Annotated in this window: 8 protein-coding genes; 2 read left to right on the top strand and 6 right to left on the bottom strand. The window is 58.8% G+C overall.

Annotation, left to right across the window (positions count from 1 at the left end; all coding sequences use genetic code 11):
- Positions 1 to 97 precede the first annotated feature (97 nt).
- Genes EII11_RS06180 through EII11_RS06170 form a run of 3 tightly spaced genes read right to left on the bottom strand, consistent with a single transcriptional unit; the run spans position 98 to position 1,997 of the window.
- Positions 98 to 937: a hypothetical protein gene (locus EII11_RS06180; protein WP_124870216.1), complete on the bottom strand. Its 840-nt coding sequence runs from the start codon at positions 935 to 937 to the stop codon at positions 98 to 100.
- Positions 937 to 1,632, bottom strand: coding sequence for an ABC transporter ATP-binding protein (locus EII11_RS06175; RefSeq protein WP_124870213.1), 696 nt, complete (start codon positions 1,630 to 1,632; stop codon positions 937 to 939). The genes EII11_RS06180 and EII11_RS06175 overlap by 1 nt, the downstream gene beginning before the upstream one ends.
- Entirely contained in the window at positions 1,629 to 1,997 is a 369-nt protein-coding gene (locus tag EII11_RS06170; protein WP_124870210.1) for a GntR family transcriptional regulator, read from the bottom strand. The genes EII11_RS06175 and EII11_RS06170 overlap by 4 nt, the downstream gene beginning before the upstream one ends.
- A gap of 181 nt (positions 1,998 to 2,178) precedes the next feature.
- On the opposite strand from EII11_RS06170, the gene EII11_RS06165 reads away from it, so the two are divergent.
- Positions 2,179 to 2,604, top strand: a complete 426-nt coding sequence (locus EII11_RS06165) for a pyrimidine dimer DNA glycosylase/endonuclease V (protein ID WP_124870207.1) — start codon at positions 2,179 to 2,181, stop codon at positions 2,602 to 2,604.
- 270 nt (positions 2,605 to 2,874) lie between these two features.
- On the opposite strand, the gene EII11_RS06160 is transcribed toward EII11_RS06165, so the two are convergent.
- Together EII11_RS06160 and EII11_RS06155 are read right to left on the bottom strand one after the other, a co-directional pair.
- Positions 2,875 to 3,507, bottom strand: coding sequence for a MarC family protein (locus EII11_RS06160; protein WP_124870204.1), 633 nt, complete (start codon positions 3,505 to 3,507; stop codon positions 2,875 to 2,877).
- On the bottom strand, positions 3,504 to 4,346 hold the full coding sequence (locus EII11_RS06155) for a PHP domain-containing protein (RefSeq protein ID WP_124870201.1): 843 nt from the start codon (positions 4,344 to 4,346) through the stop codon (positions 3,504 to 3,506). Before EII11_RS06155 ends, EII11_RS06160 begins: the two co-directional genes overlap by 4 nt.
- Positions 4,347 to 4,520: 174 nt before the next feature.
- Here EII11_RS06155 and EII11_RS06150 point away from each other — a divergent pair, with 174 nt between their 5' ends.
- On the top strand, positions 4,521 to 6,074 hold the full coding sequence (locus tag EII11_RS06150) for an aminopeptidase P family protein (protein ID WP_240623090.1): 1,554 nt from the start codon (positions 4,521 to 4,523) through the stop codon (positions 6,072 to 6,074).
- 111 nt (positions 6,075 to 6,185) lie between these two features.
- Here the strand turns inward: EII11_RS06150 and EII11_RS06145 are convergent, their stop codons facing one another.
- Positions 6,186 to 12,314, bottom strand: coding sequence for a fibronectin type III domain-containing protein (locus EII11_RS06145; RefSeq protein ID WP_124870198.1), 6,129 nt, complete (start codon positions 12,312 to 12,314; stop codon positions 6,186 to 6,188).
- Positions 12,315 to 12,354 lie beyond the last annotated feature (40 nt).

Below are 12,354 nucleotides of genomic sequence, written 5' to 3'. Positions count from 1 at the left end.
GCAGGAGGTACAAGCTCTGCCTCGTAAAGTATCGAGGGTGTGGACGCCGGGACGGAACCCAACGCCCACACCCTCAGTGTGTTCATCCGCGTAAACCTCAGCGCACGTAGAGGTGCTTTTCGAGGGATCGGATCGCCCACCATCCAGCAATAATGCCCAGCGGGATAGTGGCCAGAGGCCCGCCGATCCCGACAAGGTTTGGCTCGCCACCGCTCTGCACCGCATTGATCAGGTCGGGCAGCATCATCGAGTATTCGATACCTGTGGGCGTGTCATTGACGATCGCCAGGCTAATGGGGATGAACAGCATGCCTACCACCGCGACGATCTGGTTGACCATGTAGAAGGCGGCCAAGGAAAGGACAGGGCCAACGTAGCCGCGCGTGGGGTAGCGCCCAGAAAATCCGATGGTGATAGCGCCGAGGAGCTGGATGACGCTGGCTGCCGATGCGAGCAGCATCATTATCACCACAACGATGCCAGAACTTGATGTGCCCAGCGTTGACAGGAGATTCACCAGCCCTTCCCACAGCGCCGCGTAGGTAGCGCTGAGGCTGCCTCCCTGCCCGATTGTTTGCGCGCTGACAAGCAGGAGGCCAGCCAGGATGGTCGGTATTGCCGAAAGGCCAACGGCCAGCAGGTAGTAGACGACTTTTGCGGTAAAAAGCATGCGCCCTGACACGGGAATGGAGTGGGTGAAAGGGGCTTGCGAGCCGTGCATGGAGCGCCAGTAATGGACCGTCATGACGATCAGCGTTGCGATGCTGATTCCGACGATGACCATATTCAAGAAGAACTGTCCGATGTGGGAGATCACTGGCAGTCCCGTGGCCACCATGACGGCACTAGCAATGCCTACGGCCGCTGACCATAGGAGGATCTGCAGGAGGCTACGCAGGGTGAAACGGAACTCTTGAGCAAGTAGTGCGCCAAACATCAGGCGTACACCTCCTTGAAAATGCCTTCCAGGCTCTTGCCGTATTCTTCGCGCAGAGCATCAGTTTCTTGGTTGAGAATGAGCCGTCCCTGCCTGATAAACAGGGTCTGGTCGATGACGGGTTCAATGTCGTGGATCAGGTGCGTGGATACCAGCATTAGTGCGTCCTCGCTGAAGTTGGTGAGGATGCCACGCAGGATGCGCTCGCGTGAAGCCGGGTCAATGCCTGAAAGCGGCTCGTCCAGCAGGTAAATCTGCGCTTGGCGGGCAATAGCTAGCAGGATCTGCAGTTTTTCTGCCGTACCGAGCGAGAGTTCACTGATGCGCTTACTCTGTGGCAGTTCGAAGAAGTCGATCATCTCTTGGGTTCTGCTGCGGTCAAAGTCAGCAAAGAATCGTTCGTAGAGGTCGACTGCTTGCATCACGGTCAGGTTGGTGGGGATTGCGGAGGTGTCCGGCAGGTAGGAGACTAGTTTCTTTGTCGCTGCTCCCGGGCGATGTCCGCCGATGGTGACGTGCCCGTCGTAGTCCATGAGGAATCCGGCAAGGACCTTCAGGAGTGTGGTTTTGCCTGAGCCGTTTTCTCCCAGCAGGCCAACGATGCGTCCGCCCTCAAGAGTGAGGCTGAGGTCGTCAAGGGCGTGGGTGCCTCGGAAGTTTTTGCTCAGATGTTCGATCTGAATGAGAGGAGTCATTGGGGGTCCTCCTTATCCCAACGGGTGGTAATGAGGTCAGCGGCGAGGTTTGAGGTGATGCCCAGTCCTTTCATTGCGCTGACGTAGGTGTCGGTTGCCTCTTGGGCGAGTTCGATCCGCGCCTGATTGACGAGGTCGGTGTCGCTGGTGACGAAGCGCCCTGCAGTGCGTTCCGTTTGGGTGAGGTGTTCTCGGTCGAGCTCCCCCAGTGCTTTTTGGATGGTGTTGGGGTTGACGCCGAGGTCGAGGGCAAGTTCACGGACGCTGGGGAGTTTGCTACATGGTCCCCACTGTCCTGAGACGATGCGACGTCGAAATTCTTCGACAAGTTGGATCCACAGTGGTCGCGAGTCATTGAGATCCATAGGCACCTCCTTTCGCTCTGAGTGTGTTCCACACACCCATCTGTATTACTTGCCTAATACAGTGATACACCATAGTCGGAGAGGTACGCAAGCCCAGCGACACGTTTTGCTCCCCCTCCCACAGGCACGCCGATTCCGAGACGACCGCGCTCCCCACTGGGCGGCAGGGAATAATTGGGGAATGCGCTTATGGTCCATTCACCCCAAATATCTTGATCGCCAAGGTCTGACGGCTTGCTGGCGAGAGGCCCTGCTCGCCCAGGCCGTCATTGCCGGTCGAACGAAGGGATACACTCGCCACCCGCAACTCGAACGCTTCCAGGCCTGCGCTGACCCATTAGAGGCAGTGGGGACCTTTCTTGCTGGCGTTCAGGAAGAGGCGACCCGTCGAGGCTACCGCTTCGACGCCTCCCGCATTGACCGCCCGGGCTCTACTCGCATCCGCGTCACTGCAGGGCAGGTTGCCTACGAGCGTGAGCATCTACTCAATAAACTTCGCCAACGCACGCCTGATTTAGTTGCCACCCTTGAGGCTGACGCTATCGCTGAGGTTCACCCCATGTTCGATGTCATTCCCGGTGACATAGCCTCTTGGGAACGCCCCTAAGCCTGTCTTAAATCACATACCCCACAAACTAGCGCCGCGTTGATAAAACAGCGCCGCACACCGCGCAAAATTAACAACAAGGCGCAAGATTGAGGAAGGGCCGCAGCACCTGGTTCCCTATCGCGAGGGATAGGCCGGTGAGGTGGGGTGCTTGCGGCGCGGTTGGGCATAGGAGCCGGAGCGAAGCGAAGGCGAGTGGGCACAAGCGCCCCACCTCATCGGCCAAGCTATGAACGCATCGCAAACCAAAGTACGAGAGCTACATCCGCCTCAGTTATTCGCGATGAATGTAAAGATCGCGTTCATAATCATCTGCGTGGCAATAGCAGCCAGCAGCAGGCCGGAAATCTTCGTGAGGATCATGACGCCGCCCTTGCCCAGCAGGCGGGAAAGCTCCACCGAGAAACGCATGGTCGCCCAGATCACCACATGCATGAGCACCACAGCAATGAGCACAGCGATCCACCCGTCGGCATGATCGCTGGCTTGAGTCACCGACACCATGACCGCCACAATCGCGCCCGGCCCAGCTAACAAGGGCGTGCCCAGAGGAACAAGGGCAACATTGACGTTGTTATCACCCGTGTCTGGTTCTTCGGCGTCACCATGATCCATTAGTAGTTCCATGGCGACCAGGAAGAGCAAGATGCCACCGGAAAGCTGCAGGGCCTCAATAGAGATTTGCAGGAAGGTCAAAATGTACTGACCAAGCACCGCAAAGAGGACGATCACGCCAAAAGAGGTCAGCGTTGCCTGGACGGCAGCGCGACGCTGGTCAGCCTTGGAGTATTTACCGGTGAGCGCAAGAAAGACAGGAACAGTACCGGGCGGGTCCATGATGACGAACAACGTGGTGAAAGTTGTCGCCAGGAGGGCCGTATCGACCCACGCATTGAGATTCACGGACGGATAACCTCCAGTCTGCCTTGTTCTTCTACCTGCGCAATCACCTCTGGGTCGGTGAGATTCTCACCGAGGCGGTTGAGCTTGCCTGTGCCATGGTAGTCTGAAGAGCCGAAAATCCTTAGTCCACACAGTGTGGCTATGCGCTCAACGTCGGTCCGCCCGGCCTCGTCATGGTCGCGATGATCCCGTTCAATCCCGAAAAGCCCTGCCTCCGACATGGCGATTATCACCTCTTCTGGCAGGAGTTTTTGACGTTGCGCGGCACGCGGATGGGCGAGGACGGGCACGCCGCCAGCATGTCGGATCATGCGCACTGCCTCGATGGGGTCCAAGGCGTCTTGATGAATGTAGTAGGGGCCACGGGGGTGCAACGCCCACTCGAAAGCGGCATTACGGTGGGGGAAGGCTCCTGCGTTGACGAGGGCGTCGGCAATGTGAGGTCGTCCGACAGGGCCGCCGTTCGGAGCAAGCGCACTCACGTCTTCCCAGGTGATGGGGTAATCCTCACTGAGGCGTTCCACCATGGCACGGCCGCGGTTTTCACGCGTGGAACGCTGCGAATCGAAGGCCGCGTTGAGCTCTTGATCGGCAGGATCAAAAAGATACCCCAGAAGGTGGACGGTGATCCCCCGAGCTGAGCATGACATCTCCACCCCACGCAGCAGCGCAACACCGCTCGACTCAACCGCTGCAGCCGCCTCGTCCCAGCCGATGGTGGTGTCATGATCGGTCAGTCCAATCATTCCCAGGCCAGCGCGCGCGGCACACTCCATGAGCTCGGCGGGAGTGTCGGTACCGTCCGAGTAGGACGAGTGGGTGTGAGGATCAATGCGCATACTCCGACACTAGAACACGGCGGGCACGTCGTGCACCCCGCGACGTTGAGAGCATCCGTTATCTTCCTCGCTTCTCATCGTGGGCAAGCCTGTGGCCCTGGTTTTTGGGCGGCCGACCTTCCGCGAAACCGCCGCCCAGAACCCCATCAGAAGAAAAGTGGGATGATGGAACACATGATGACTGAACACAACGCTGACCACGAGACTGCACATGACGCGCAGGCGATGGACGAGCGCAATGACAATCGCTCGCATCGTCCAGAAACCGACGCGTTCCGCGAGTTCATGGCTTCACACTGGGGGCCTCGCCCCTCGGAAATGCCCGAACGTTCTGCTGCCGCAGACTACCTGCAGGCGCGTGCGGATAAGGCGGGCGAGCCTTTTGCCGGAGAACGCTTAGTGATTCCTGCTGGCACCTACAAGGTGCGCAGCAATGACACGGATTACCGTTTCCGCGCTCATTCTGCTTTTGCTCACCTGACGGGTCTGGGTGGAGAGAAGGAACCCGATGCTGTACTGGTTCTTGAACCCCTGACAGCGCCGGGCGAGGCCGTTGACGGTTCGACCCATGAAGCCGTCTTGTACATGATGCCGCGCGCGTCGCGTACCAGCCAGGAGTTCTACGCTGACTCTCGCTACGGTGAGTTCTGGGTGGGTGCGCGCCCTTCTTTGGAAGAAATGGAGGCTCTGACAGGTCTGCGTTGCGCGCATATCAATACCCTGCGTGATGCGCTGGCGAAGGACGCTGGCCAGGTGCGCCTGCGCGTGGTCCCCCAGGTGGATGCGGCTGTAGAGGCGATGGTGAACGAGGTTCGCCAGCAAGCTGGTCTGCCTTCTGGCGGGGATGCCCGCGCTGAGGATGATGCTTTGGATGAGCGCCTGTCGGAGATTCGCCTGTGTAAGGATGCCTACGAGGTTGCTGAGCTGCAGCGCGCCGTTGATGTCACCCACGCAGGCTTTGATGACATTATCCGTATTCTTCCCCGTGCGATTGGTCATCGACGAGGCGAACGCGTGGTTGAGGGCGCTTTTGGTGCCGTTGCGCGTGAGGAGGGCAATGGCCTGGGGTATGACACGATTGCGGCCTCGGGGAACCACGCAAACACCCTGCACTGGATTGATAATGATGGTGAGGTTCGCCCAGGCGATCTGATTCTTGTCGATGCTGGCGTTGAGGTTGATTCCCTGTACACCGCTGATATCACCCGCACCCTGCCGGTGAATGGCACATTCTCTGAGCCGCAGGCTCGTATCTACCAGGCTGTGCTGGATGCTTGTGAGGCTTCCCTGGCTGCTGCAAACAAGCCCGGCGCTCGTTTCCGCGATCTTCACCAGGCGGCAATGGAGGTTATTGCAGCGCGCTTGGAGGAATGGGGACTGCTGCCGGTCAGTGCCGCCGAGTCCCTGTCAGCCGATGGCCAGCAGCACCGCCGTTGGATGCCTCATGGTACGAGCCACCACCTGGGCTTGGATGTGCATGACTGCGCGAAGGCTCGCCGCGAAATGTACCAGGATGCGTTGCTGGAGCCGGGGATGGCCTTCACCATTGAGCCGGGCCTGTATTTCCGCGCTGATGACTTGGCTGTGCCCGAGGAGTACCGCGGCATTGGCGTGCGCATTGAAGATGACTGCATTGTCAATGAGGATGGCTCGGTGACGCGCATGTCAGAGGATATTCCTCGGACAATTGCTGATGTCGAAGCGTGGATTGCGCGCCTGCAAAGCTGATGGCTAGGCGGCGTCTACTGCGTACAGTGAGCTAGCGTGATGCGCAAGTGATGACATGCTCGGCGGGGGCTGACACGTGAAGGTGTCAGCCCCCGCCAGTTTGATGTGCCCTTACCTGCGCAATGGCACCCACTTTGTTTGGTTTTCGTCGGGGAAATTCACGCGGAAAGAGAAGCGCTCATTAGGACGCAGATTGGGGTTGCCCGGGTTGCCTGAGCATCGGACTCTGACTTCACTACGAGTGCCGACGTAGACCTGATAGGGGCCGCCCAGGAATGTGGAGCTATTAGCTTCCTGTTCACCGCGGGCGTTCCAACAGGAAATCTCACGGTAGCCCGCTTGCCAGGCACCGTTGAAGTGCAGGGCAAATACCATGGGTTCACCAGGAACGGGGCTGAGGGTCATACCTCCTGCATCGGGAGTATCGTCGTCGTCATCATCGTCATCGTCATCGTCGTCACCTGGTGGGCGTGGATGAGCCGAGGCTTCGGCACAATTCGTTGCCGTCTTTTGGCTTTCGCTCTGCGTCACAACAACGCAGGCGCGTACGCTTTCGCCCGGGTTTACCGAGTATGTTTGCTCACCACTGCCCTCGACATCTTTTTCGATGGGACCTTTCAGCGAGAAGAATGCTGCGCGCCCATTAGGATCTCCCCCGCTCCAGCGGCAATGGACCCTCTTGTCGCCACCTTCACACGAGATTGTCGGGGCGATTGGTGCGCCGTAGGGCGAAAACTCGTTTGATGAAACGGCATCAGAGGCGACGGTATTCCCATCGCGGGTACCGACTGCTCGCAGCATGACGGTGTAGCGTCCGCCGTTGGCCCATGAGGGATGGCTCAAGAGTTCTTGGGTCAGCGGGTACCATCCCTCACCGCGACTCCATTCGTAGCTCAGGTCGGCGGGTCTCCACCCGTTTCCACCGGGGCTATTCGTCCACGTCACGCGGATCTCATTGTTTTCCCCTGTGGCCTGGGCATTGACTTGGCTCGGCGGTGGTGGCGTTCCCACTACCCAGGTTGTGACCGTTGTTGGTGCAGAGGTGTGAGTGTCTGCTTGGTTTCGGTCGTTTGTTGCCGTCACCGTGACGGTCACTTGTTCCGTGGGGAAGGAGGGCAGTTGGATGGTTGTTGCGGTGCCTTCTCCGGCTGAAACCTGCTTACTGATCCCAGCGGCAGTCACGGTGTAGTACTCAATGGGACGTCCATTTGTCTGTGCGGGAGCGGTCCATCGGATTGTGAGGATGGGAGAGGCTCCCTGCGGAGCATTCCCCAGGTCGTTGTAGTTCACCTGAAGGTCGGTAACAGGACCGGGAGGACCAAAGGGAGTCGCAGGAGTACTCTCAGGGGACCACTTCGACGCACCCTGATCGTTGATAGCGCGGACCTTTGCAATGTACTGGGTGCCATTTTGCAGGCCGCTGATCGTGACAGTTTGCTCGCTCGTGTCGCCGGGAGCGGCGTGAACAGTTTGCACGCCGTAGGGGGACAGGTCCACTTCGTAGGAGCGAATCGGCGAGCCTGCGTTGCGCGGCGGATTCCAACGCACCGTAACCTGCCCGCTACCAGCAACGAGACGAGGCGTGCCCGGTGTTTCAGGAGTGGTGTCCATAGCCAGTGCAACAACCTCTGATGCGGGGGACTCCCCCACCTCGTTGTGCGCTTTCACTGAGAAACGGTGTTCTGTTCCGGGTGTGCGTTCGCGAATCAAGCAGCTGGTCGCCAGTCCACATTCGGTGACGTCACCTTGAGTGTGGTCCGTGACGGTGTAGTGGAGGACAGGAATACCGTGGGATCCTGATGCGGTCCAGCTCACGCGCGCCGCGCCTGCTTCAGCAACCTCAGCTCGGACATTACTGGGGGCAGTGGGGACGTCACGAACATGAACAGTAATGATGCCTTCAACTTCGCGAGCAGGATCCCGGGTCGCGTCTGCCAGGCGATAGACAACAGTGAAGGTTCCACTGAACTGCGGTTGAGCACTCACGGTGATGATGTCCCCGTTAACGGTGACATTGCCACCTTCGCTCACCTTCGGTTGTCCAACAACTCGTGCGGGACCTTGCGCCGCTAGGGGGTTAATGACGTAGCCCTTAACATCAATGCTCGCTTCGCTGCCCTGGTTGATGGTGACACTCGCAGGGGAGATCTGCATGAGCGGCAGAGAGCTGGAACGCACCCGTACGGGGAATTGCGCGCTTGCTTTTCCTCCCTTTCCATCATCAACATTGACCACGATCGCTCCAGCATCGCCTTGGGCTTGCCCAAGTTCGGCACTGACTGTCAAGACGGAGCCGGAAAGCGCAGCACTAATTCCCGGTGGCACTTGGCCGAGCGAGAATGTCATTGATGCTGGATCGTCATTATCTGGGTCCGTGACCATGGGAGCCAGGTCGACGCTGGTTCCTCCTTCTCCTGCGCCGATGTCAATTGCTGTGGGCCTAATCGACGGCGGCCTATTCTGACCTGCGGTGACAATAATTGGCAGGTTGATGATAGCGGTGCGGCCTTCGGAGTCATTAACATCAGAACCGTCGGTCACTTCAAAGGTGATGGAGGTCGGGCCAGAAAAGTCAGGCCGAGACGTGAAGGTCAAAACGGTATCTGACTTCACCAGACGATCACCGTTTGCGCCGATGCCCGCAGTGACCTTCTCTGCGCTGGTCAGACGCACGCTGCGTCCTTCGCGCGTGGAGACATAGTCGTTAATGTCAATGTCGATGGTTGCGCCAGCTTCAACAGTGACAGCACGGACCTGAGTGTCGAGGACGGGGCGCGCCACCTTCGTTCCAGGAACTCGGACGAGTCCCGATGCTGAGAGGTTATCGGTATCTGTCAGGGTGTAGATCAGGATCTGCGGCTCTGGGGTGAGGGCAACAGACACTGTGCCATCAGCGTTGACGCTGAGATTCGAATCTGCACTGGTGATATGTGTTTCGAGGATGTCACCGTCAGGGTCTTCGTCATTTGCCCGTACGTCAATGGTGACACTGCCATTGGTCGAGGCTTGCACCTGCTCTCGGGTAATGGCGTCATCGCGAACAATGGGTGCAAGACGAGGTGCGTCTGCGCTGACAATGACCGTCAAGAGCCCTTCTGCGCGGCCGCCCGCCCCGTCATGGATTCCGTAGGAGATCGCATGTCGGGATTCGTTTTGTGGTGCGGTTAAGAGAATACGCCCCTTGCGGATGGTGGCTTGAGTCTCGGCGATAGTCGGGCTGGTGAGGGAGTCGGCCACGAGGCTGACTGTTGCTCCTTCGGGGTCGGTGTCGTTGCGTAGGACGTCAACGGCCACGCGGGCTCCGGGGCGGACGCGTACAAGGTCGGGGGCGGCAACAGGTTTGAGGTTGGTTGATGGTCGCGCTGCAATGCCGACGTGGATGCGTCCGGTTGCGCTGAGTCCGAGGCGGTCTTCAACGATGTAAGTGAAGCTGTCAGTTCCTGATGTGCCTTCTCCTGCGCGGTATCGGAAGGACGTACCTTCAACGGCGACTGTGCCTAGGCGCGGGGCTGTGCCCAAGCCAACCAGGGTGACAGAATCACCTTCGGGATCGATCCCATCCAAAGGAACATTGATGAGGATTTCATTTCCTGCGAGGGTTCGGGCGACGATATCTTGAGGTTTGGGGGCGGTGTTGTCGCCCTGGTCGGCTCCGATGACCGTCAGATGTACGACGGAGGTCGCTGTTTTTCCGTAACTGTCAGTGACTTTGTAGTAGATCTCGCCACTGCCGGGCGTGTTTCCTCCGCGCACGCGAATGACATTGTTGGAGGTGAATACCGTGGCAATTTCTGGGGCGATATTGTGCTCCAGGGCGTGGCTGACGGTGAGTTTAAGGCCGCTAGGGGAACGGTCATTGTCCAAGACGGCAACGCTTCCGACGTCACCAACGCGAACGGTGAGTCGATCGGGGGTGAGTTCTGGCCCTAACTGTGAGTTGTCGACGTTGCTGGGGATGATGGTCACTGTTGCGGACTCTGAGGAAACACCATTAGACACGGTGTAGTTGAAGGTCTGGGGCGAGTGGAGCCCTGAAGGAGCTGAGACGCGCACAATTTGGTGGTTCGTGAGGGCAACCATGAGCGGCGAGGAGGGAGGCACGTCAAGCTGCTGGACGGTGAGGATTCCTCCGGAGGGGTCGGAGTCATTGGCAAGGAGGTCAATGAGGACGTGCCCGCCTGTAGGGAGGACGCCGAAATCGTCCTCGGCGGTGATACGCAGATCAGAGTTTCCGTCAATGACGTCGACGCGAACGATGCCTGCTGCGGTGCTTGGCCCGTCGCTGACGAGGTAGGTCAGGTAGTAGGTGCCAACCTCGCGTCCTTCTACGGTGATGGTTCCTTCGGTACCATCCCAGGCGAGCCCGATCCCTGCTGGTGGTGGGCTGACTTGGGCGATGCGAAGAAGGTCGCCGTTGGCGTCAGTGTCATTGTCGAGAATACGTCCGACGGTGCTATTTCCTTGGCGCACGATGAGGTGGTCAACGTTGGCCACGGGGGCAACATTTTCAACGCCGGTGATGTCGACAAGGATTTCGCCGTTCCCAACGTCTCGTCCGTCTGAGACGCCCAGACCGATGCTTGCTGTGCCTGGCCCGTGCCCATTTTCGAGAACATCAATGGTGCCTGTCTCTCGCTGGCGGACGTTGAGGCCTTCGGGTGCGGAGACTCGTTCAAGGTAGAAGGGGTCACCATCGGGGTCGTACCAGTTGGCAAGGCTGTTAAAGGCTGTAGTGCTCTTCAGGCCAACGCCGATGCGCGGCACGATGGCTTGTACGGGAGCGCGGTTTTCTTCTGGCTTTCGTACGGTGAGCGTGACTTTCGCTTGTGCGATGCCTCCGCGCCCGTCGCTGACTTGATAGTCGAAGCTGAGGGCACCAGTGGTGTCATCGTCAAGGCGGACTTGAAGTGCAGCGCCGTGGCGGGCAATTGATACTTCTGCTCCGGCGGGTTGAGTGAGGGGTTCAGCGGTGAGGAAGTCTCCGTCGGAATCGGAATCGTTGAGGATGACGGGGAGAATATTTGTGCGGCCGTGGCGCACACCGAATTCGTCGTCAACGGCGATGGGGGGAGTGTTTTCCTCGGTGCGTTCGGGCAGGATTGTTTCTTTGGTGTCGTCGACGGAGTCTTCTTCTGATTCTGTGTCGCTTTCGATCTGAGAGTGGACCTCGTCCCAGTTCTCGATGAGGAGCATGTTGTGGTCGGGGAGCCACAGTGATCCGCTACTGGTGTCGTTGAGGACGATGACGTCGCGGTTGGTGCGGAAGCGCGTGTTTTTTGCGCGCTGGAGAGTTTCGACGCTGAGTTGAGTGTCGTCTTTGTCTTTTTCGCAGTCGCGGGTGAAAGTGCCGGTACCTGTCCATGCTCCGTAGGCGCATCCTTGGTGAAAGACGGGCTTAACGGGAGCGCCCGAGGCTTGGTGGGCCACCGAATGCTGAGCGTCTCCGCCACTAAGGGGAACTTTTACGAGGTCAACATCGGTGGCGAGGAGGACGTTAGGTGAAGCGACGCCTGGTTCTTGGAGAAGGAAGGTTGAGCCCTGCAGGGGTTGGGAGGTGCCGTTGGGCAGGTAGATGGTATGAGCGCGGCGGTCAAAGGCAACAGGTTCGCTGCCTACCGCGGTGAGGGAAAGCTGTGCGTCGGTGGGGAGTTCGGGAAGTTCACGGGTGACGGCTTTGTCAGCTCCTGCTCCTGCTGGAAGGGAGATGATTCGCCGGGCTTGTACGGAGGCGACGTGGATGGTGCCGTCTACACCGACCACGACGTTGGGTGAGGGCATGTCGGTGATGGCAGGGGCGATCTCTTCGGGTTCGAAGGGTACGTGCTTTTCAAGTTTTTGAGGCCATACTCGTCCGCCTCGCTGGTCGGTAATGGCCAGGGCTTGGCCTCCTGCTTGCACGTCCATTCCAGGGTAGGCACTGGATGAGGTCAGAGTTGCAGTGGCGACGTCGATCTGGGAAAGGGTGGAGTTTTCTATGTCTGAAAGGTGTAGTTCTTCGCCATTTTGGAAGATGTCGAAGGTGCTGCTTTGGGTGCGGATGGCAGAGTCGAGCGCTTGGGCGCGGTAGTTGAGGTGTCCCACGAGGCCAAGGCGAGCATTCGTTACCCATACGCCTCCGTCGTTGAGATCGACTTTGGCACTGAACTGTCCAGGGTTGAGGAGAGCTGCAAAGACGACGCTCACCACCCCGACAACGGTGGTGAGGCTTGCCATCTTCTTAATGAGGGTTTCTTTCCTCATGCGTATTCTCCCGACTACGGTTTCGCTCAGCGCGTTGTCC

This window comes from Schaalia canis (assembly GCF_003858455.1).
GTDB lineage: Bacteria > Actinomycetota > Actinomycetes > Actinomycetales > Actinomycetaceae > Pauljensenia > Pauljensenia canis.
The sequence above is the reverse complement of the archived record's forward strand: the minus strand, read 5'-3'. Positions and strand labels throughout refer to the sequence as shown.

Bases quoted from the DNA above. Each gene is read 5' to 3' on its own strand.
- EII11_RS06180 (WP_124870216.1), bottom strand. From the start codon at position 937: ATGTTTGGCGCACTACTTGCTCAAGAGTTCCGTTTCACCCTGCGTAGC.
- EII11_RS06170 (WP_124870210.1), bottom strand. From the start codon at position 1,997: ATGGATCTCAATGACTCGCGACCACTGTGGATCCAACTTGTCGAAGAA.
- EII11_RS06150 (WP_240623090.1), top strand. From the start codon at position 4,521: ATGATGACTGAACACAACGCTGACCACGAGACTGCACATGACGCGCAG.
- EII11_RS06145 (WP_124870198.1), bottom strand. From the start codon at position 12,314: ATGAGGAAAGAAACCCTCATTAAGAAGATGGCAAGCCTCACCACCGTT.
- EII11_RS06175 (WP_124870213.1), bottom strand. From the start codon at position 1,632: ATGACTCCTCTCATTCAGATCGAACATCTGAGCAAAAACTTCCGAGGC.
- EII11_RS06155 (WP_124870201.1), bottom strand. From the start codon at position 4,346: ATGCGCATTGATCCTCACACCCACTCGTCCTACTCGGACGGTACCGAC.
- EII11_RS06165 (WP_124870207.1), top strand. From the start codon at position 2,179: ATGCGCTTATGGTCCATTCACCCCAAATATCTTGATCGCCAAGGTCTG.